Annotated in this window: 16 protein-coding genes and 1 pseudogene; 10 read left to right on the plus strand and 7 right to left on the minus strand. The window is 65.3% G+C overall.

Features of this window, described 5'->3' with window-relative positions:
- Positions 1 to 13 precede the first annotated feature (13 nt).
- From IF690_RS12565 to IF690_RS12585, 5 genes are all read right to left on the minus strand, one after another.
- Complete coding sequence (locus IF690_RS12565; RefSeq protein ID WP_202701409.1) at positions 14 to 433, minus strand: DUF6691 family protein; 420 nt, start codon at positions 431 to 433, stop codon at positions 14 to 16.
- Between the two features lie 17 nt (positions 434 to 450).
- A complete protein-coding gene (locus IF690_RS12570; RefSeq protein ID WP_202700307.1) occupies positions 451 to 885 on the minus strand; it encodes a YeeE/YedE family protein in 435 nt (144 codons plus the stop codon).
- A 226-nt stretch (positions 886 to 1,111) separates the two neighbouring features.
- The gene (locus tag IF690_RS12575) at positions 1,112 to 1,936 is read right to left on the minus strand and encodes a sulfite exporter TauE/SafE family protein (protein WP_202700308.1); all 825 of its coding nucleotides are present in this window, start codon (positions 1,934 to 1,936) and stop codon (positions 1,112 to 1,114) included.
- Positions 1,933 to 3,210, minus strand: coding sequence for an NAD(P)/FAD-dependent oxidoreductase (locus tag IF690_RS12580; RefSeq protein WP_202700309.1), 1,278 nt, complete (start codon positions 3,208 to 3,210; stop codon positions 1,933 to 1,935). Before IF690_RS12580 ends, IF690_RS12575 begins: the two co-directional genes overlap by 4 nt.
- Before the next feature lie 33 nt (positions 3,211 to 3,243).
- Entirely contained in the window at positions 3,244 to 4,128 is an 885-nt protein-coding gene (locus IF690_RS12585) for an MBL fold metallo-hydrolase (RefSeq protein WP_202700310.1), read from the minus strand.
- Between the two features lie 475 nt (positions 4,129 to 4,603).
- Between IF690_RS12585 and IF690_RS12590 the strand changes: the two genes are divergently transcribed.
- The 4 genes from IF690_RS12590 (at position 4,604) to IF690_RS12605 (ending at position 9,818) form a co-directional block, all read left to right on the plus strand.
- Entirely contained in the window at positions 4,604 to 5,926 is a 1,323-nt protein-coding gene (locus tag IF690_RS12590) for a sigma-54 interaction domain-containing protein (protein WP_202700311.1), read from the plus strand.
- 1,745 nt (positions 5,927 to 7,671) lie between these two features.
- Positions 7,672 to 9,171 (plus strand): PAS domain S-box protein, encoded by a 1,500-nt coding sequence (locus IF690_RS12595; protein WP_202700312.1) that lies wholly within the window; start codon positions 7,672 to 7,674, stop codon positions 9,169 to 9,171.
- Between the two features lie 135 nt (positions 9,172 to 9,306).
- Positions 9,307 to 9,558 carry a CsbD family protein gene (locus IF690_RS12600; protein WP_202700313.1) on the plus strand — a complete coding sequence of 84 codons (252 nt, stop codon included), beginning with the start codon at positions 9,307 to 9,309 and terminating at the stop codon, positions 9,556 to 9,558.
- 11 nt (positions 9,559 to 9,569) lie between these two features.
- Positions 9,570 to 9,818 carry a DUF1652 domain-containing protein gene (locus tag IF690_RS12605; RefSeq protein ID WP_202701411.1) on the plus strand — a complete coding sequence of 83 codons (249 nt, stop codon included), beginning with the start codon at positions 9,570 to 9,572 and terminating at the stop codon, positions 9,816 to 9,818.
- Positions 9,819 to 9,946: 128 nt separating this feature from the next.
- Here the strand turns inward: IF690_RS12605 and IF690_RS12610 are convergent, their stop codons facing one another.
- Together IF690_RS12610 and IF690_RS12615 are read right to left on the minus strand one after the other, a co-directional pair.
- Complete coding sequence (locus IF690_RS12610; RefSeq protein WP_202700314.1) at positions 9,947 to 11,341, minus strand: sensor histidine kinase; 1,395 nt, start codon at positions 11,339 to 11,341, stop codon at positions 9,947 to 9,949.
- Complete coding sequence (locus tag IF690_RS12615; RefSeq protein WP_202700315.1) at positions 11,319 to 12,002, minus strand: response regulator transcription factor; 684 nt, start codon at positions 12,000 to 12,002, stop codon at positions 11,319 to 11,321. Before IF690_RS12615 ends, IF690_RS12610 begins: the two co-directional genes overlap by 23 nt.
- Positions 12,003 to 12,186: 184 nt before the next feature.
- Here IF690_RS12615 and IF690_RS12620 point away from each other — a divergent pair, with 184 nt between their 5' ends.
- The 6 genes and pseudogenes from IF690_RS12620 to IF690_RS29300 form a co-directional block, all read left to right on the plus strand.
- Entirely contained in the window at positions 12,187 to 12,525 is a 339-nt protein-coding gene (locus tag IF690_RS12620; protein WP_202700316.1) for a YdcA family protein, read from the plus strand.
- Positions 12,526 to 12,631: 106 nt separating this feature from the next.
- On the plus strand, positions 12,632 to 13,171 hold the full coding sequence (locus tag IF690_RS12625; protein WP_202700317.1) for a hypothetical protein: 540 nt from the start codon (positions 12,632 to 12,634) through the stop codon (positions 13,169 to 13,171).
- Positions 13,172 to 13,381: 210 nt separating this feature from the next.
- Positions 13,382 to 13,699 carry a cyanide-forming glycine dehydrogenase subunit HcnA gene (hcnA, locus tag IF690_RS12630; RefSeq protein ID WP_023968943.1) on the plus strand — a complete coding sequence of 106 codons (318 nt, stop codon included), beginning with the start codon at positions 13,382 to 13,384 and terminating at the stop codon, positions 13,697 to 13,699.
- Positions 13,696 to 15,105, plus strand: a complete 1,410-nt coding sequence (hcnB, locus tag IF690_RS12635; protein WP_202700318.1) for a cyanide-forming glycine dehydrogenase subunit HcnB — start codon at positions 13,696 to 13,698, stop codon at positions 15,103 to 15,105. Before hcnA ends, hcnB begins: the two co-directional genes overlap by 4 nt.
- Complete coding sequence (hcnC, locus tag IF690_RS12640) at positions 15,098 to 16,354, plus strand: cyanide-forming glycine dehydrogenase subunit HcnC (protein ID WP_202700319.1); 1,257 nt, start codon at positions 15,098 to 15,100, stop codon at positions 16,352 to 16,354. The genes hcnB and hcnC overlap by 8 nt, the downstream gene beginning before the upstream one ends.
- Before the next feature lie 871 nt (positions 16,355 to 17,225).
- A pseudogene (locus tag IF690_RS29300) lies at positions 17,226 to 17,531 on the plus strand (BapA/Bap/LapF family prefix-like domain-containing protein); the annotation flags it as partial.
- Between the last annotated feature and the right edge of the window lie 46 nt (positions 17,532 to 17,577).

Here is a 17,577-nt window from a genome sequence, read left to right on the forward strand (position 1 = left end):
GTTCGCCAAGGGTTCAGTGCGCGCGGCGCGCTTCCAGCCACTGGAACAGCAGCATGCCCGCCAGCATGGCCAGGACGAAGACCCAGGCCTGCCAATGGGGCATGAGCAGCAGGGTCAGCCCCGGCCCCGGGCAGATGCCGGCGATGCCCCAGCCGATGCCGAACAGCAGGCTGCCACCGATCAGGCGGCGGTCGATGTCGCGACGGGTGGGCAATTGCAGGGGGCCGCCGAGCAGGGCATTGGGCTGCTTGATGGCCCAGTGGAACGGCCACCAGGCAGCGCCGATGGCGCCGAGCATCACCAGGGCCAGGGACGGGTCCCACTGGCCCGCCAGGTCCAGGAAACTCAGGACCTTGGTCGGGTTGCTCATGCCCGACAGCAGCAGGCCGAGGCCAAACAACAGGCCGGCGATAAAAGCCGTGACCTTGCGCATTTTCATTGCCCTCCCGTTCATAGCCCCATCCCATGGCGCAGCAGCCAGACGGTGATAAAGCCGGTCAGCATAAAGCTCAGGGTCGCCACTAGTGAGCGGGGGGACAGGCGGGAGATGCCGCAGACCCCATGGCCGCTGGTGCAGCCAGAGCCGTAGCGGGTGCCGAGGCCCACCAACAGCCCGGCGCCAATCAGGCCCACGGTGCCGCTTTGGAATTCGATCGTCGGCAACACCTGGAACAGCCCCCAGAACAACGGCGCCAGCAGCAGGCCCGAGAGGAACAGGGCCTTTTCGCTCCAGCCTTCGCTGCCTGGTTGCAGCAGGCTGCCCAGCAAGCCGCTGATCCCGGCGATGCGCCCGTTGGCCATCACAAATATGCCGGCGGCCAAGCCAATCAACGCGCCACCGGCGAGGGCGCTCCAGGGGGTGAAATGCAGCCAGTCGATGCTCATGGAAAGAGTACCTTGTGCGAGGGAAGGGTGAGTGAAGTTTAGTCTTTGGGGTGGTGGTGCGTACCGGGAATGGCGGGGCAAGGATTTAGGAGGAATCTGCAAGAGGTTGGGCAGGTGCTCATTGGTTGTAGGAACGGTTGGTTGCCGGGATGTTTTTGTTGTCGGGGCGGGCGTTATCGCGAGCAAGCTCGCTCCTACAGAAGAGCGTTTGCTCGCGATTGTGGGCTCAGTGCCAGGCGCCGAGTGCGCCGAGGCTGAGCATCACCGCGGCCAGCATGCCTACCAGGGCAAACAGCTGCTGCAACCTTGGCCCGGCCAGGTAGCGGGCGACCTGGCGGCCGGCGATCAGCCCCAGCACCGCGCCGCCGGCGAAGGGGGCGCCCACGGCCCAGTGCATCACGCCGCTGAGGCTGGCGGTGATCACGCTGCCGATGGACACCAGGGCGATCACCGCCAGGGAGGTGGCGACGATGCTTTTGCTGTCCAGGTTGGTGTAGCGGGTCAGCGCCGGGATGATCACGAAGCCGCCGCCGACGCCGAGCAGGCCGGACAGCAGCCCCGAGAGCATGCCGGTGAAGGTCAGGGCGCGGGCGCAGGGCAGGGTCCAGCGCAGGCGACCCTGCAAGGGGTTGAGCACGCAGGGCTGGAAGGCCGCTCGGGGCGCCGGCTGGCCGTGGCGCAGTTCGTGGGTGGCCTTGAGCAGGATGCGTCCGCAGGTGTACAGCAGCACCGCGGAAAACAGCAGGGCCAGGGGCAGGTTCGGCAGGCGGTGGGCCAGCCACAGGCCGACCGGCGCCATGAGGATGCCGATGCCGGCGACGAAGCCGGCGGCGCGGTAGCGCACGATGCCTTCGCGCAGCCCGAGCACCGCGCCCACGGCGGCCGCCAGGCCCACCGCGAGCAGGCCGATGGGCGCGGCCTCGACCATGCTCAGGCCGAGGCCGAACACCAGCAGCGGCACCGCGAGAATCCCGCCGCCGGCCCCGGTCAACGCCAGGATCGCCCCGATCAATGCGCCGAGCCCGGCGCCCAGCAAGCTGTACTCACTCATGATTTCGGCAGGTCCGTCACCAGGCTGGGCCGTGCCAGCCATTCATGGCCCTTGAGCATGCCGCGCCAGTACAACGGCGGCAGGATGCGTTCCTTCAGCCACCAGGCGCGCCGGGTCGGCTGGCGACCGTCGAGCAGCCACGCCGGAAAGCTCGGCGCGACCTTGCCGCCGTAGGTGAATTCGGCGAGGACGATCTTGCCGCGTTCCACCGTCAGCGGGCAGGAGCCGTAGCCGTCGTACTGCGCCCGGGCCGGCAGGCGCTTGAGGTTGACCAGCACGTTGGTGGCCACCACCGGCGCCTGCTTGCGCGCCGCGGCGGCGGTTTTCGCGTTGCTGGTATTGGTCCCGTCGCCCAGGCCATGGATGTTGCTGTAGCGGGTGTGCCGCAGGCTGTGCGGGTCGACGTCGATCCAGCCGGCGGCGTCGGCCAGCGGGCTGCTGCGGATAAAGTCCGGGGCGGTTTGCGGCGGCACCACGTGCAGCATGTCGAAGGGCAGCTCGATGCGTTCCTGCTGGCCCTCAGCGTTGTTACGGACGAAGGTCGCCCGCTTGCCGGGGCCGTCCACTGCCACCAGGTTGTGGCCGAAATCCAGGGCGATGGCGTATTTCTTCACGTATTCCATCAGCGCCGGTACGTAGTCCGGTACGCCGAACAGCACGCCGCCGGCATTCAAAAAGCGCGTGTTGATCTGCCCCAGCCGGCCGGTGCGCAGCCAGTGATCGCAGGACAGGTACATGGCCTTCTGTGGCGCGCCGGCGCATTTGATCGGCATCGGCGGCTGGCTGAACAACGCCTGGCCCTGCTTGAGGTGCTGCGCCAGTTGCCAGGTGTAGGGCGCCAGGTCGTAGCGGTAGTTGGAGGTCACGCCATTTTTGCCCAGGGTTTCGCTCAGGCCGTCGATGGCATGCCAGTCGAGCTTGAGGCCCGGGCAGACCACCAACTGGTCATAACCCAGTACGCGACCGTCGTTGAGCAGCAGGGCGTTGTGCTCCGGCTCGAAGCGGCTCACCTCGGCCTGGATCCATTTCACTCCCTTGGGGATCAGCGAGGCCATGCTGCGGGCGGTGTCTTCGGCGCGGAACACCCCGGCGCCGACCAGGGTCCAGCCGGGCTGGTAATAGTGGGTGTCGGCCGGGTCGATGATGGCGACGTCCAGGTGCGGTTCGCGGCTGATCAGGCTGGACGCGGTGGCAATGCCGGCCGCGCCGCCGCCGACGATCAGCACCTGGTGGCTGCCGTTGACGGCTCGTTGAATCGGGGAAATAGGGCGCATGGCAGCGTCTCCGGGTGGAGTGGCGTTATAGGTTTAAAGGACGTTCAGCGGGATTCTCAGGTAGCTCACGCCGTTGTCGTCGGGCTCGGGGAACTGGCCGCTGCGCATGTTGACTTGCACCGAGGGCAGGATCAGCACCGGCATTTCCAGGGTGGCGTCGCGGGCCTCGCGCATGCGCACGAAGGTGTCTTCATCGATCCCTTCATGGATGTGGATATTGTTGGCGCGCTGTTCGGCGACCGTGGTCATGTATTGCAGCTCGCGGCCGTTGGGCAGGTAGTCGTGGCACATGAACAGCCGGGTCTGCGGCGCCAAGGCGAGGATCTTGCCAATGGAGCGGTACAGGGTGCGCGCGTCGGCGCCGGGGAAGTCGCAGCGGGCGGTGCCGTAGTCGGGCATGAACAGGGTGTCGCCGACAAAGGCCACCGTCTCTTCACCGACCTGCACCAGATAGGTCATGCACGCCGGGGTATGGCCGGGGGTGTGCAGGGCGCGGGCCTGTAGGTTGCCGATGGCGAAGTGGCTGTCGTCTTCGAGCAGCACGTCGAACTGGCTGCCATCGCGGGCAAAATCCTGGCCTTCATTGAACAACTTGCCGAACACCTGCTGCACCACGGTGATCTGGTTGCCGATCGCCACCCGGGCGCCGAGTTGCGCCTTGAGGTAGGCCGCGGCGGACAGGTGATCGGCGTGCACGTGGGTCTCGAGGATCCAGTCGACCTGGGCATCGAGTTCATGCACCCGGGCAATCAGCTTGTCGGCGGACTCGGTGCGGGTGCGGCCGGACTTGGGGTCGTAGTCCAGCACGCTGTCGATCAGCGCGCAGCGCCGGGTGCCCTGGTCCATCACCAGATAGCTGATGGTCCACGTCTGGTGGTCAAAAAAGGCTTCTACGCACAGCGATTCGCCGATGATCATTGAGCTCTCCGAACAATAGGGTGATGCCGGCCGGGACTGGCAGTCGTCCCTAGGCTCTGTACGAAAAGTGGCTGCGTGCTGGGCACCTCCGGCGCTACGCAAAAACAGGCTCGTGCGCGAGTCCGATCGGAATGCTCATGCAGGCCCTGCAGTCGGGCGCGACCCCGGCCGTTCCTCGCCTGTTTTGCTTCGCTGCGCTCACCCTCCGGGCCAGCCTTCGGCTGTTACTCCCGTTGGTCGTTGCGCCTTGCCTGAGCTTCGCTCGCCAACTTTTCGTACAGACCCTTGGACTGTCAATAAACGTGCCAACCGGCGCGCGCCGTTTTTACCGCTCATTCATTGAATTCAAAGGCCTGGGGCGGGCATTCGGGCTGTCACTGTCAATTGTAGATGGCAGTCGGTTGGCAGTTTATGGCAGTAAATGGCAGAAACCGCGCCCATGGTTTAAGCTGCCGCGCAACGCCCAGGAGTTGCCATGCCCCAGTCCACCCATGCCCTCGCCAATACTGAAATGTTAGCCCTGATGTCCTATCTGGAACATGACGCGCAGCCGACGATCCTGTTAGACACCGACTACAACATCCTCGCCGCCAACACCGCCTACCAGCGCCAGTTTGGCGTCGAGGGCAAACCCCATGTCGGCGCCAAGTGCTACCGGGTGTCCCACCAGTTCGCGGTGCCGTGCGACCAGGCCGGCGAACACTGCCCAATGCGCAAGGCCTTCGAGACCCGTCTGCCGGAGCGCCTGCTGCATATCCATCACACCCCGCGCGGGCCGGAGCATGTGGACGTCGAGTTGCGGCCGATCCTTGGCGACGCGGGGCAGGTGGTGGCCTATGTCGAGCGCTTGAGTTCGGTGGCGGTGGCCTCGGTGCAACCGCAACAGAAGGGCCTGGTGGGCCGTTCGCCGGCCTTCAATGCGGCCTTGAGCGCCCTGCAACGGGCGGCGCCGTCGCCGATCCCGGTGCTGCTGCAAGGGGAGTCCGGTACCGGCAAGGAGCTGTTCGCCCGCGCCCTGCACGATGGCAGCCCGCGGGCCAGCGGGCCGCTGGTGGTGGTCGATTGCACCGGCCTGACCGAGACCCTGCTGGAAAGCGAACTGTTCGGCTACGAGAAGGGCGCCTTCACCGGGGCCCTGCAACGCAAGATCGGCCTGGCCGAAGCCGCCCATGGCGGCACCCTGTTTCTCGACGAGATTGGCGAAGTGCCGCTGGCGATGCAGGTCAAGCTGCTGCGGCTGATCGAGTCCGGCAGCTTTCGCCCGGTGGGCAGCCTGCGCACCGTGCATTCGGACTTCCGCCTGGTCTCGGCGACCCACAAGCCGCTCAAGGAAATGGTCGCCGCCGGCACCTTCCGCCAGGACCTGTACTACCGCATCAGCGCCTTCCCGATCCGCCTGCCGGCCCTGCGCGAGCGCAGCGACGACCTGCCGCTGCTGATCGACAGCCTGTTGCAGCGCCTGGCGCCGGGCGCGGTGCCCAGGGTGGCTCCCGAGGCCCTGGAGCGCCTGGGCCTGTATGCCTACCCGGGCAATATCCGCGAGCTGCGCAATATCCTCGAACGGGCGCGCTTGTTCAGCGACGACGGGGTGATCCGCGTCGAGGACCTGCCTGAGGAATTGCGCGCCGGCAGTGCCGCTGCGACAACGCCGCCGAGCCGGCGCCGCGCGGGCAAGGACCTGGAGCAACTGGCCCACGCCCTGGAAGTGTTCGAAGGCTCGCGCAGCGAACTGGCCAAGGCCCTGGGCCTGAGCGAACGCACCCTGTACCGACGCCTGAAAGCCCTGGGCATTTCCTGAACCTGTTCGCCCCTTGATATCCCGGCCCCGCTCAATGCGCGTGTAGCCGCTGCCGCAGGCTGCGATCGAGCGGCACGCTCGCGGCGCTCTCACCGGCGCCGGAGACCCTTCGGGTCTATCGCAGGCTGCGCCAGCGGCTACGGGGATGCGGCGACTCCCTCGATATTCCGGCCCAGCTCAATGCGTGTAGCCGCTGCCGCAGGCTGCGATCGAGCGGCACGCTCGCGGCGATCTCGCCGGCGCCGGAGACCCTTCGGGTCTATCGCAGGCTGCGCCAGCGGCTACAGGGAGGCGGCGACTCCCTTGATATCCCGGCCCCGCTCAATGCGCGTGTAGCCGCTGCCGCAGGCTGCGAACGAGCGGCACGCTCGCGGCGCTCTCACCGGCGCCGGAGACCCTTCGGGTCTATCGCAGGCTGCGCCAGCGGCTACAGGGATGCGGCGACTCCCTCGATATTCCGGCCCTGCTCAATGCGTGTAGCCGCTGCCGCAGGCTGCGATCGAGCGGCACGCTCGCGGCGATCTTGCTGGCGCCAGAGACCCTTCGGGTCTATCGCAGCCTCGCGGGGCTCGGCAGCGGCTACAGGGAACGGGGATACCCTCGATATTCCGCTCCCGCTCAATGCGCGTGTAGCCGCTGCCGCAGGCTGCGATCGAGCGGCACGCTCGCGGCGGTCTCACCGGCGCCGGAGACCCTTCGGGTCTATCGCAGCCTCGCGGGGCTCGGCAGCGGCTACAGGGAACGGGGACACCCTCGATACTCCGGCCCTGCTCAATGCGCGTGTAGCCGCTGCCGCAGGCTGCGATCGAGCGGCACGCTCGCGGCGGTCTCACCGGCGCCGGAGACCCTTCGGGTCTATCGCAGCCTCGCGGGGCTCGGCAGCGGCTACAGGGAACGGGGACACCCTCGATACTCCGGCCCTGCTCAATGCGCGTGTAGCCGCTGCCGCAGGCTGCGATCGAGCGGCACGCTCGCGGCGATCTTGCTGGCACCGGAGACCCTTCGGGTCTATCGCAGCCTCGCGGGGCTCGGCAGCGGCTACAGGGAACGGGGACACCCTCGATATTCCGGCCCTGCTCAATGCGCGTGTAGCCGCTGCCGCAGGCTGCGAACGAGCGGCACGCTCGCGGCGGTCTCACCGGCGCCGGAGACCCTTCGGGTCTATCGCAGCCTCGCGGGGCTCGGCAGCGGCTACAGGGAACGGGGACACCCTCGATACTCCGGCCCTGCTCAATGCGGGTAGCCGCTGCCGCAGGCTGCGAACGAGCGGCACGCTCGCGGCGGTCTCACCGGCGCCGGAGACCCTTCGGGTCTATCGCAGCCTCGCGGGGCTCGGCAGCGGCTACAGGGAACGGCGACTCCCTCGATATTCCGGCCCTGCTCAATGCGGGTAGCCGCTGCCGCAGGCTGCGATCGAGCGGTACGCTCGCGGCGGTCTCACCGGCGCCGGAGACCCTTCGGGTCTATCACAGCCTCGCGGGGCTCGGCAGCGGCTACAGGGAACGGGGACACCCTCGATATTCCGGCCCTGTTCAATGCGGGTAGCCGCTGCCGCAGGCTGCGATCGAGCGGCATGCTCGCGGCGGTCTCACCGGCGCCGGAGACCCTTCGGGTCTATCGCAGGCTGCGCCAGCGGCTACAGGAAACGCATCGGCCTGGGGCACGATGGCGATGCGCCGTGGTCGTAGCTTCTGCCCCCTTTATCCGCCGCCTTGCCCGTAGCGCCGGGCCTTTCAGGAGCCGCCATGAGCCAGGATCTACTCGCCACCGAAACCAATCGCCGCCAGTTGCAGCAGATCATTTCCGGGCTGTCCGACGGGGTCATCCTGCTCGAGGCGGACCGGCGCATCGTCTGGGCCAACGAGGCGGCGCTGGCCATGCACGGGGTCGAGAACATCAGTGAGCTGGGCGCCGACGACCGCCAGTACGCCGAGCGTTTCGCCTTGCGTTATCGCAACAATCACCCCCTGGCGCTGGAGAGCTACCCGATCAATAGGGTCGCCGCCGGGGAGACCTTCAGCGATGTGGTGGTGGAGGTGCGCAGCGGCGAGGGCGAGGAAGAGCGGACCTGGGTGCATCGGGTGCGCAGCCTGATCCTCACCGACCGTGCCGGCGAGGTGGAGTCCCTGGTGCTGATCCTCAGCGACGCCACCGAATGGGCCAGCGCCGAACAGCGCTTCGAGAAGACCTTCAATTCCAACCCGGCGCCGGCGGTGATCTGCCGCCTCAGCGACCTGCGCTACATCAAGGTCAACCAGGGCTTCCTGGAAATGACCGGTTATGCCCGCGACCAGGTGATCGGCCGTTCGGTGTACGAGGTGGATGTGCTGGAGGGCGCCGAGCGCAAGGACCTGGCCATCGAGCGCCTGGGCCTGGGCGCGACCATTCCGCAGATGCAGGCCGAGCTGCGCCTGCCCGAAGGGGGCAGCAAGCTGGTGATAGTCGCTGGCCAGCCGCTGGATCTCCACGAAGAAGACTGCATGCTGTTTACCTTCATGGACCTGGAACCACGGCGCAAGGCGGAGACCGCCCTGCGCCAGAGCGAGGAGCGTTTTGCCAAGGCGTTCCGCCTGACGCCGGTGCCGACCCTGGTGTGTGGTGCCGACAGCCAGCAGATCGTCGACGTCAACGAAGCCTTTCTCGACAGCACCGGTTATGCCGCCGAAGAGCTGCTGGGCAAGACCGTGGAAGAAGTCGGTTTTATCGCCAGCCCGCAGGCCTGCGCCAGCCTGTTCGCTGCCCTGGAAAAAAGCGCCGATGTGCGCAGCCTCGACCTCAGGGTGTTGAAGAAGGGCGGCGAACTGCTCGACTGCGTGGTCTCGGCCGACACCGTGAACATCCAGGACAAGCCCAGCTACCTGCTGGTGCTGATGGACATCACCGAGCGCAAGCGCTCCGAGCTGGAGCTGGTGTCGGCGATCGAAGAGGTGATGCGCGATGCCTCGTGGTTCAGCCAGACCCTGATCGAAAAACTGGCCAATGTGCGCAGCGCCAACCAGGCCGAGCAGCCCAGTGCGTCCTTTACCGACCTGACCGCCCGCGAGCGCGATGTGCTGGGGCTGATCTGCGAGGGCCTGGCCGACAAGGAGATCGCCGCGCGCCTGCAGCTGGCGCCCAGCACGGTGCGTAACCATCTGGCCACGGTGTATTCCAAGCTGGCGCTGCACAGCCGCGCCGAGGCCATTGTCTGGGCTCGCGAGCGCGGGCTGTTTGCTGGCGATCGCCGCGGCAAGGCGCAGCGCTGACCGGTGCAAATGCACCAGTGCCACCAGTACAAATGGTGCTTCTGCGACATCATGGGGTTGCTTAGGCTGGGTGATGCGCGGTGCCGTGGCGGACACGGGCCGTGCACCGAATATCATCCGCTGAAGGAATGCACGATGCGTAGCGAACAGATCAAAGGTGCGATGGGCACGGCGGCCGGCAAGGTCCAGGGCGCAGTAGGCGAGTTGCTGGACGACCGGCCGATGCGCCTGGAAGGCGCCGCTCGCCAGGCGGCCGGGCAGTTGCAGGAAACCTATGGCGATGCGCTGGACGGCATCTCCCGCTTCGTCCGTGACAAACCCTTGGCCAGCGTCGCCATCCTCGCCGGAATCGGCCTGCTGGCCGGCCTGTTGTGGCGCCGCCGCTGAAGGAGGCCGGGGTGATTTCCCAGGCGCAGCTGCGCCGCTACATCGAACAGCGCTTCGCGCCCCTGGCCTGCGCCTTCAGCACCGGCTCCGATTCCACACTGACCCTGCGGGTCTTCGAGCCTGAAAGCGGACGGGTCGACCTGGTGGTCACCGGCATCGACCCGCGCACGCTCGCGACAGAAGCGGACGTGCTGGCGATGATCGACGAGCTGCTGTACGAGCTGCGCAGCAATTCCATCAGCCTGGTGCATCTGTCCTGAAGTTCGCCTGACCCCCTGTAGGAGCGAGCTTGCTCGCGAAAGACCTCAAGACACTGCGGTGCTTCAGACAAGCCGCGTTATCGTTGGCCTCCATCGCGAGCAAGCTCGCTCCTACAGGGCGCGCGCGTTCAGCTCTTGGCGATCAGATTCGGCCGGCAATCGAGGCTCAGGCGAGCGCCGCCGTTGTCGCTGCTGCCGACGTCGAGCTTGAAGCCGTGCAGGCTGACGATGGCGGCGACGATGGACAGGCCCAGGCCGAAGCCGCCGTGGGAGTTGCTGTCGTCGATCCGGTAGAAGCGCTGGAACACTGCCTTGCGCTCCGCCTCGGGAATGCCGGGGCCGGAGTCGAGCACTTCCAGGCGCGTGCAGCCGCCATCCTCCACACCACGCAGAATCACCTCGCCACCCGGCGGGGTGAACTTGATCGAGTTGCTCAACAGGTTGGCCAGGGCCTCGAACAGCAGGGCGCGGTCGCCGGTCAGGCGTGGCAGCGTGCCGGGCGCATCCAGGGTCAGGGTCAACTGGCCTTCCTCGGCCAGTGGCAGGTAAAAGTCATGCAGCTCTTGCAGCAGCGGCAGCGGGTCGAGCTCGACGAAGCCCGAGCGGCGCTGGTGATCCTCGATCTCGGAAATCCGCAGCAGGCCGCGAAAGCGCGCCATCAATCGGTCGGCCTCGGCCAGCACCTGGTCCAGCTGCAAGGCTTCCGGCGTACCCTCGACCGCCTGTTGCTGCATGCGGTACAGCTGGGCGCGCAGGCGGGTCAGCGGGGTGCGCAGGTCGTGGGCGATGTTGTCGCACACGCCCTTGACCTCGTTCATCAGCCGTTCGATGCGGTCGAGCATGGCATTGACGATGGCCGCCAGCATGTCCAGCTCGTCGCGGCGGTTGGACAGCGGCAGGCGGTGGGTCATGTCGCCGGCGACTATCGCCTCGGCGCTGGCCTGGATGCCGCGAATGCGCCGCAGCGGCCGACGCCGGAGCAGGTGCCAGCCGGCGGCGCCGGGGATGATGGTCAGCGACACGCCCCACAGCAGCGCATGGAGAATGATCCGCGTCACCGCGAACAGCGAGCCGTTGTCGCGCACCAGGATCAGCCAGCGGCCATCGCGGGTATAGGTGGCCACCGCGTCGCAACTGTCGCGGGGCAGGCTGGGGTCGTCGGAGTCGATGCAGCTCTTGAGCTCGTGGATCTGCCCGTCCAGCGGCAGGTCGTCGGGGATCTCGCGGATCGGCCCGCTGAGGTAGTGACGTCGCTCGTCGAACAGGCCATAGGCGTCGATGGCGCGCATGTCGAAGGTCATGCTGGTGGTCAGGGCTTCTTCCAACTGCTCGCCCTGGAAGCGCGCGAACAGGTGCTGGCGCTGCATCAGCGAGTGCTTGGCGAGGCTTTCCAGGTAGCCGGACACCTCGTAGTACATGACGCCCATGAGGATGCAGCTCCAGGCCACGAACAGCGAACTGTAGAGCGCCAGCAGGCGGCTGCTGGAGGAGCGCCAGCCCTTAGAGGGGTTCAGCAATGACATAACCCGAGCCTCGCACGGTGCGGATCAGCGGGGCCATGCCGGGTGGATCGATCTTCTTGCGCAGGCGGCCGATATGCACGTCGATCAGGTTGGTGCCCGGGTCGAAGTGATAACCCCAGACCTCCTCGAAAATCATCATCCGCGAGAGGATCTGGCCGGTGTTGCGCATCAAAAATTCCAGCAGCTTGTATTCGGTGGGCAACAGGCTCAGCAACTGGTCGGCGCGGGTCGCTTCGCGGCTGATCAGGTTCAGCTCCAGGTCGGCCACCCGCAGGCTGGTTTCGAACTCCTGCACCGTGCTCTTGCGCCGCAGCAGCACCTCGACCCGGGCCGCCATTTCATCGGAAGCGAAGGGTTTGGTCAGGTAGTCGTCGCCGCCGGCGCGCAGGCCGCGCACGCGCTCGTCGACGTCGGACAGGGCGCTGATCATCAGGATCGGTGTCGACACGCCGATGGTGCGCAGGGTGGTGACGATCGCCAGGCCGTCCAGCTCGGGCAGCATGCGGTCGAGGGTGATCAGGTCGTAGTCGCCGCTGACGGCGCGCACCAGGCCTTCGCGACCGTTGTCGACCCAATCCACATCCAGCCCGTGGCTGCTCAGTTCGGCCACGATTTCGCGGGCTGTTACGGCATCGTCTTCGATGGTCAGAATGCGGGTCATAAGGGCTTACCTGGTTGGGGATTTCATGACACAGGCGAGCATTTTGCCAAGAAATCGCCGCGGGCTTTCTAAAAAATCTTTCATCTTCGCGCCAGTGCCCTGGCGAACGCAGGGTAGCAGGCGGGCCGGGTGCGGCAATCGCTGATATCATCCGGCTACTACCGGCTGGCATGGACGCTGCGCAATGCACCTACCTCATTACCTCGACTTCAAAGCCCTGGGCATCGGCCTGTTGCTGCTGGCGGCGGCCCCGGCGTTCGCCGCCAATCAGCCGTGCTCCGGCAAAAAGGGCGGGATCGCCGGTTGCGACGGCGAGCTGTTTTTGTGCAACGACGGCTCCATCAGCAGCTCCAGGAAGAACTGTTCCGCGCGCTACGGCGACTCGGGCCAGGTCGCGCGACCACAAACCCTGTTGCGCGGCGGCGACGGTTGCCCCTGTGGCGGTGGCAGCTTCTGCACCGGCCCGCGAGGCGGGGTCTATTGCCTGACCCCGAGCGGCAACAAGAGCTACAAGCGTAAATAAAAGACAGGTGCGCGACAGTCCGGCGGCGCTGATTGGACAGGCCAGGGCGCCTCTACTAGCGTTGCCGGCACGGCGCCGCCGGGAGCCACTATCGGGGACAACACGGATGGACAAACAGCAAGCCAAGCGCCAGGTCATCGCCAGCCTCGAGGCTGGGCGCTCCAAGGGCGAAACCTTTGCCGCCTTTGCCGGCAGCGGGATCAAGGAGCGGCTGCTGGCGTTCTGGATCGCCGCCTATTCCGACCCGGCGCTCTATGCGCGGCACCGGCGCAAGATCCACATCCTGCTGGCGGTGATGCTGCTGCAGGCGGTCGTCGGCGCGGTGGCCGGGTTCTTCCTCGGTTCGGCCATAGGCCCGAAGGCCGCCTGGCTGTTCGCGCTGTTGGGCGGCGTGGTGCCGCTGCTGTTCGCCTGGGGCTTCCATAAACCTTCGGCGAACGCCTACAGCCTCTATGCCCTTCTGACCCTGTCGCAATTCCCGCGACTGTTCGAAGGTTATGCCGAGGACCCGCTGGGCACTTCGATTGGCGCGGCCCTTACCTTGGCTGTGGTGTTTTTCGCCATGTACGTGCGCAGCCTGATCTTTCCGGATTTCGCCTTTATCGGGCCGCGCAAGGTCAAGGGCCGCTACGTGTTCTCCAGTTAGGGGCGGGCGGTACAAGGCTTATTCCTGGGCCTTGTGCTTTGCTTGGCCCAGATCAATATTCTTGTTCGACAAACCTACTAGATTGGCGCGGTGTTCAGCCCCGAGGAGCTGGCGCCGCGCAACCGTGAATCGGGTCGAGACCTGAGCTCACGGCGATGCACAGCAGGACGCTGGCATTCCTCTTCACTCCGTTCAAGGACGAATTTCCTGATGCGCCATACCGAACGAACTTTTGATATCCAGCCGCTGCAACAGGCGGACATGACCATCAGCCTCAATGGCCAGCCGGTGACGGCGGCGATTGGCGAAACCGTACTCAGCGTCATCCAGTCCCTCGGGCTGCGCCAGGTGGCGCGCAACGATCACGGCCAACTGGCCGGCGCCTATTGCGGCATGGGCGTGTGCCATTGCTGCCTGGTGCAGATCGACGGCCGGCACAAGCGCCGGGCCTGCCAGACCCAAGTGCGGCCGGGCATGCAGGTGCAGACCGAAGTCAACCGCATCGTCGCCGCGCAGGAGGTGCTATGAGCCTGAATCCACTGATCGTCGGCGGTGGCCCCGCCGGCATGGCCGCGGCCATCGAACTGGCCGAGCACGGGGTGCGCAGTACCTTGATCGACGAGGCCTCGCGCCTGGGCGGCGTGGTCTATCGCGGGCCATTGCGCGACGGCGTGCAGCTGGACTACCTGGGGCCGCGTTATTGCGAAGCCCTGGCGAAATTGCACGGGGCCTTTTCCGACTGCGAACAGATGATCGACGTGCGCCTCAACCACCGGGTGGTGGGGGCCGAAGGCAAGGGCAACCTGGTCCTGCTGGATGCCGACGAACAGCTGCAGGAGGTGGCCTATCCGCAGTTGCTGCTGGCCGCCGGTTGCCATGAACGCAGCGTGCCGTTTCCCGGCTGGACCTTGCCCGGGGTGATGCTGCTGGGCGGCTTGCAGTTGCAGATCAAGAGCGGCGTGGTCAAGCCGCGCGGGCCTGTGGTGATCGCCGGCACCGGGCCGCTGCTGCCGCTGGTGGCCTGCCAGCTGCACGCCAGCGGCGCCAACGTGGCGGCGGTCTACGAGGCCTGCACCTTTGGCCGGATCGCCAAGGAAAGCCTGGCGTTGCTGAACAAGCCGCAACTGTTCCTCGACGGCCTGAGCATGCTCGCCTACCTCAAGCTGCACCGCATCCCCGTGCATTACGGCTGGGGCGTGGTCGAGGCCCAGGGCAGCGACGGCCTGGAAAGCGTCAGCGTGGCGCCGTACTCGGCGCGCTGGGAACCGGACCTGAGCCGCCGGCAACAGGTCGCCGCCCAGACCCTGGCGGTGGGCTACGGCTTTATCCCGCGTACCCAGCTCAGCCAGCAGATGGGCCTCAACCATGGCTTCAGCCATGACGGCTATCTACGGGCCACGGCCAACGTCTGGCAGCAAAGCAGCGAACCGCACATTCACCTGGCGGGCGACATGGGCGGGATCCGCGGCGGCGAGGCGGCGATGCTCACCGGGCGTATCGCCGCGCTGTCGATCCTGATGCAGCGCGATGTGCTGAGCAACGAGGCGGCCCTGGAGCGGCGCCAGAAGTACCAGAACAAACTGGCCTCCATCAGCCGTTTCCGCGCGGCGGTGGACCGCTACACCGAACGCGGCACCGGGCAGATCGAACTGCCGGCCGCCGACACCCTGATCTGCCGCTGCGAACACGCCACCCGTGGCGATATCGACCGCGCCCTGGAGCAGGGCGTGCAGGACATGGCCAGCCTGAAGATGCGCACCCGGGTGAGCATGGGCGACTGCCAGGGCCGCATGTGCGTGGGCTATTGCAGCGACCGCCTGCGCCAGGCCACCGGGCGCCAGGATGTGGGCTGGTTGCGCCCGCGTTTCCCCCTGGACCCGATTCCCTTTTCCGCTTTCCCTCAACCGAGCAAGGATGCTTTGAATCATGAGTAAGTTCTACGACGTGGTCATCGCCGGCGGCGGTGTGATCGGCGCTTCCTGCGCGTACCAGTTGTCCAAGCGCAAGAACCTGCGGGTGGCGTTGATCGACGCCAAGCGTCCGGGCAATGCCACCCGTGCCTCGGCCGGCGGCCTGTGGGCCATCGGCGAGTCGGTGGGGCTGGGTTGCGGGGTGATCTTCTTTCGCATGATGTCGGCCCGCAACAAGCGCCAGGCCCAGGGGGCGGCGGTGCTGGTGGACTCCAGCACGCCGCATATCCTGCCGCAGTCGTTCTTCGACTTTGCCCTGCAATCCAACGGCTTGTACCCGCAGCTGCACCAGGAGCTGCGCGAGCGCCATGGCATGGACTTCAAGTTCGAGCGCACCGGGCTGAAATTCGTGATCTACGACGACGAGGACCGGCTCTACGCCGAGCACATCGTGGCCTGCATCCCGCACCTGGCCCATCAGGTGCGCTGGCTCGACCAGGCGGCGCTGCGCGAGGCGGAGCCGAACGTCAGCCATCACGCCCAGGGGGCCCTGGAATTTCTCTGCGACCACCAGGTCAACCCGTTCCGCCTGGCCGACGCCTACACCGAAGGTGCGCGGCAGAACGGCGTGGACATGTACTTCAACACCAACGTCACCGGCGTGCTGCACCAGGGCAGCCGGATCAGCGGGGTGCAGACGGCGGAGGCGGGGCTGTTCCACTGCGACACCCTGATCAACGCCGCCGGCGCCTGGGCCGCCGAACTGAGCCTGCAAGCCACCGGCGCGAGCATTCCGGTGAAACCGGTCAAGGGCCAGATCCTGCTCACCGAGCGCATGCCGAAACTGCTCGACGGTTGCCTGACCACCAGCGATTGCTACATGGCGCAGAAGGACAACGGCGAGATCCTGATCGGCAGCACCACCGAGGACAAGGGCTTCGACATCAGCACCACCTACCGGGAAATCCAGGGCCTGGTGCAGGGCGCGGTGCGCTGCGTGCCGCAACTCGAGCAGGTCAACCTCAAGCGCTGCTGGGCCGGCTTGCGCCCGGGCTCGCCGGACGAGCTGCCGATCCTCGGGCCGATGTGCGGGGTGGAGGGTTACCTCAATGCCTGCGGGCACTTCCGCACCGGCATCCTGACCTCGGCGATCACCGGGGTGCTGCTGGACCGGCTGGTGAATGAGGAGCCGTTGCCGCTGGATATCACGCCGTTCCTCGCCGAGCGTTTCGGCTTGCAGGCGGTGGCGCCGTTGCAGGTGGCGCTGGCCTGAGGTGGCATTGGCGCGGTGCTGCTTGAGCACCGCGTTGCCCTGAAGTGTCTTCGTGGGTATCAAGTATCGACCGGTCGCTCCTCCAGGTATCTGTATAACCTCTGTAGCGAGCTTGCTCATGAATGGCCAATAGCGTGCCGCAAAGAAATTGGCCGAGAACGTTTCAGACTATAGAGGTACGTTCATTGCGCATTGATTAATAAGTGGCATGGGCTTTTATTGTTGAGTAATCAGCTGCCTGTCACTTGTAGTAATAATTAACTCTCAGTAGTAAGGCACAAGCCTGAAAAGGTTGATACTGCTGTCGACCGTACTCTGCGGTGCCCCCAGCGACCCAGAATATCTCTAACTGTTGAAGAGCTTGCCCGGCAACCCTTGCGTAGCGGGCTGGCAGACACCAGACGCATGTTCTTGCAGCTGCGGACATAGATCATCACCGGTTGGTTGCCCTTCTCGACTTAGGTCACCGTCACTGTTGCTGGTACTGGCCCCGGTAGACGTGTGACTGGGGAATATGCAGTAAGCGCATGGTTTACTGGCGCCCGGCCATCATCGGGTTGATCCCCGTCTGCTTGATTGCACCCTTGGTGAATAGTTTAAATTTCTTACGTAAGTAATTGAATTTAATATAAAAAAATATCAATTCATAGACATTTGGATCGAACGTTTCTGGCGGTCCTATGGCCTTCGGTGTTGCTCGGAATTTTCCTACATACTTATTAGAAACCTCTTGCCAAACTAAAAAATAGTTAATGGATTAGCTGGCTGTACCTGGGATTTTTCGGGGAACTTTTAATAGATGTTTTTATTGGGGTTCCGCAGATTATTAATAGATCATAAAGATAAGCTTTATGGTGGGGTGTGATTGTATATGGCTAAGATTAGTTTGCTGGACATTAAAACTGGTGGCTTGGTAGAGCAGGCAGACGGTGCACTGGTTGATATAAAAGTGCCCAGTATTGTTAAGGTCGGTTTGGCTCCTGAGGCTGTGCGCTCTTGCAAGCAATCGGGGAAAGACCTGATTGTCGAGCTAAAGTCCGGAGAAAAGATTGTTCTGAAAAACTTCTTTGCTGTATCGGTCGATGGCCCGCCTAATGAGCTGGTGCTGGAAGACAATGGCAAATACTGGCACGCCAGCCCTGTTGAAGGCTCTCCAGTATTTACATTCACTGAAATTGGCACTGTCGATGAGTTGTTGCTCAAGGAAGGAGCCGATGATCACA

It is taken from the genome of Pseudomonas sp. SK3(2021), assembly GCF_016772375.1.
Taxonomy (GTDB): domain Bacteria; phylum Pseudomonadota; class Gammaproteobacteria; order Pseudomonadales; family Pseudomonadaceae; genus Aquipseudomonas; species Aquipseudomonas chlororaphis_I.